Source organism: Mesorhizobium sp. M7A.F.Ca.US.006.04.2.1 (assembly GCF_004022915.1).
In the GTDB taxonomy this organism is placed as follows: domain Bacteria; phylum Pseudomonadota; class Alphaproteobacteria; order Rhizobiales; family Rhizobiaceae; genus Mesorhizobium; species Mesorhizobium ciceri.
This window is the reverse complement of the sequence record NZ_RZQA01000827.1, coordinates 1-2,859: the sequence shown is the minus strand read 5'-3', so window position 1 is coordinate 2,859 and position 2,859 is coordinate 1. Positions and strand designations below refer to the sequence as shown.

3 protein-coding genes and 2 pseudogenes are annotated in these 2,859 nt (G+C 59.6%); 3 read left to right on the top strand and 2 right to left on the bottom strand.

All coding sequences use genetic code 11. From position 1 onward, the window contains the following. Both EN925_RS39855 and EN925_RS39850 read right to left on the bottom strand, forming a co-directional pair. A pseudogene (locus EN925_RS39855) lies at window positions 1–357 on the bottom strand (GMC family oxidoreductase); the annotation flags it as partial. 118 nt (window positions 358–475) lie between these two features. Further along, window positions 476–1,165: an FAD-dependent oxidoreductase gene (locus tag EN925_RS39850; RefSeq protein WP_164894492.1), complete on the bottom strand. Its 690-nt coding sequence runs from the start codon at window positions 1,163–1,165 to the stop codon at window positions 476–478. Between the two features lie 561 nt (window positions 1,166–1,726). On the opposite strand from EN925_RS39850, the gene EN925_RS30690 reads away from it, so the two are divergent. From EN925_RS30690 to EN925_RS30685, 3 genes and pseudogenes are all read left to right on the top strand, one after another. Beyond that, entirely contained in the window at window positions 1,727–2,035 is a 309-nt protein-coding gene (locus tag EN925_RS30690) for a hypothetical protein (RefSeq protein ID WP_027161855.1), read from the top strand. Window positions 2,036–2,053: 18 nt separating this feature from the next. Next, on the top strand, window positions 2,054–2,206 hold the full coding sequence (locus EN925_RS39845) for a hypothetical protein (protein ID WP_156949289.1): 153 nt from the start codon (window positions 2,054–2,056) through the stop codon (window positions 2,204–2,206). Window positions 2,207–2,573: 367 nt separating this feature from the next. Then, window positions 2,574–2,859, top strand: a pseudogene (locus EN925_RS30685) (Sir2 family NAD-dependent protein deacetylase); the annotation flags it as partial.

Here is a 2,859-nt window from a genome sequence, read left to right as displayed (position 1 = left end):
CAGCTTTCGCCGTGCGAAAGTTCTGTTCGCCATCCAGCGCAAACCGAAGCGCCCGAGGCGCACTGGCGAGGATACGACGTTCTGAACGTGCGCGAGCTTTTCGTCCAGCGTCATTGAATGTTGCAGCCGACCTCTGAGGTGTTTCGGGAGAAATGTCCTTTTCACGAGATACATCGCCGAGAGGATCGGGTCGTTGTGGCTGGGATCGGCTGGATCTGGGAGATGGGTGCGGAAGATCTGGTTGAGCAAGCAATGCTCCCGCTGCGCTCGCTCCGTGAGCGACAGCCGCCTTCGGCAGTAGATGCCGGCCGCGTCCCGCTCGTAGCCAAAAGCAACCGCCTGCTGGGCGTTCGGCAACTTTAGTGCTCCGACTGTGCCTCCCAGATGGGCCATATAGAAACGACCGAGCTGATCTCGGGCGTTGCCGATACCAGCTGGCATCACATCATTCGAGGCAAGTAGCAATCGGGTGGTCTCAAAGCGCGCCGGCGGCTACAATGTAATGGCAAGCCGTGACCTCACGCTTTGTGCCCTTCAAGTCAACACAGTCGATGTGGTGGACGCAACGCCCGTTCGGCGCCAGGCGAATTCCCGTCGCCGCAGCGTTTAACCAGATGTGGATATGACGCGAAGTCCGCAGCAACCCGGAAAGCCGTTTCCACACGTTGGTTGGTCGACTAAACCGCTCCAGGCGGGTCCTGAACAAATCGCCGTCGACGCCCTCGAATAGTTCAACGCGAGAACCAGGCAACGCGCTTGTTGGATCGTAGTCGTAAGACCCGACCTCGATCACCTCGTGCGCCCGACGGTAGTAGGGCAGCAGGGTTTCATAGGTGATCGGCCAGCCCGAATTGCGCACCCATTCCCGCTTCTGGAAGTCGATGCCATCGAACGGCACGCAGCGGCCACCCCATGCTCGGCTCGATCCTCCCAGCGCTCGTATCCGGAAATTCTGGACAGGCGGGTGGACGAGGGGATCTGCGACAATGCCGTGGTAGAGCTCCTGCGATCTCTTGGTCTGCCACCTGCCGCCCGCTTCCAGAACGCAGACGCGTAGCTTTGCATTTTCGAGCGCCGCGGCAATGGCCAGGCCGACAGTGCCACCTCCGACAATGCAGATGTCGTAGGCAAGTCCGTCGCCCGCTGCGGTGAATTGAGCGATCAACGTTCACTCCGGATTTGTTCGATCCCCGAAGGCACGCTCCCACCCTTCGCGCCCGGCTTGGGCGAAGCAGGTAGCGCGCGAGGAGCAGTTGGCAACCACCCGATTGATCGCATTTGAAGCGCCGGCCCAAAAGAGGTGGCTTTGGTGGCGAGGTCCGTGACGACTTCAAGGGGCCCGAACCGGAAGAGTTTTTGTTGCGACCACCCTCAAAGGGCATGGTTATGGTGAACGCACTTCTCAGCCTGAGTTCGGTGGTGGTATTCCGGTTCCATTCGCGAGATTTCCCGCCCATGGCTCGCCGACAGACACGCTGTTGGCTCCGGCTGAAGCCTTGCCTCTGCTTGCGAGGTTGCCATGGCGATCCGGAACCTCGAGGCATGTGGAGAGTTGTCCAGCAGCCCAGCGGAGATCCAAGCCATGGCGCTACCAGATGCCAGTTCCGGCGCGGCCGCGCAGCCGAAACGCTCTAGCAAGCCGGCAATCCCATCGCCGCACGCCACAAGGCTTCCGGAGCAGGATTATCGATAGACGGGCGCCCAACGATATGAAGGACAATGGCCCATGAACGTCGCCAACCTGCAATTGGAAGGTTTGCTTATGGCGGTCGCTGCCGTCAATAACGCCTTGGTCCGGAGGGGCCTTCTTTCGGTTGATGATATCGATATGGCTTTGAAAACCGCGGAGGCCTCGTTCACGGCTGATGAGCGCCTCTTCGAGGACATGTCGCCCGCCAACCGGGACGCAGTCTGTTTTCCTTTGCGGCTTTTGCGGTTGGCTAACACCAAACAGTTCGAAGCGGGTGTGCCACCGTTTGCCGAGCTGGCCAGGCAAGTCGGGATAACCAAGCAGCCCTACAACGATCAGATGTGAAGGGAGGAAGACAGGCAGGTGCAGGAAATCGTCGTGGTCAACAAGGTGGTCGAATTCCGGGGAGAGGCGGTGACCGCATACCGTGACGGTCACGCACACTGCAATGCCACCGCTTTCGGCGAGGCGGGCCGCGACCCTGGACGCGAGACCATTCCCGCATTGAACCCGTAGCTCTGGCGAAGGCACCACATGGAATATTTTCGAGCACAAGGAACATGTCAGCCCACGGGTGTTTAGGCCGCAATGACAATCATCGCCGTCACGACAATGAACTACCCTCTCGCCGTCTTCCCTGGCCCGAAGCGACGCAGGCTCTCAGCAATTGCGCGACTGGAACGAAGCCGCGGCAAGTGGCTGGCGGAGAACCGGACCCACATGACCGGTAAGCAGAAACAGGAGCCGGTCGCGAGCAGCGAACCACAATGCGGCTGCCATGAGCCGTGCGGTTCCAGATGGTTGGCTGCATTCCAAGATCGACAACCGAAACAACAAGCGCCTTTAGGGTCTGCCTGCGCGCGTGGCCTCGAAAGCCTTGGCCATGAACGATGACCCTGTAGATTCGCTCGCCAACGCAATTCACCACCGCAGCGCAATTCTGTTTGTTGGGGCCGGGGTGTCGATCAGTGTTGGACTCCCTTCTTGGGAGAAGCTTATAGAGCGAATGGCAAAGGAGCTCGGTGTCGACGACGAATTTTCCATGCGACGCGATCGTTTTCAAACCCTGGCCGAGTACTATCGGATCAAGCATGGCAGCATCGGGCCACTTCGCAGTTGGATGGACCGAAATTGGTCTGTCCCCAAGGACCGGATCGAGAAATCCGAGT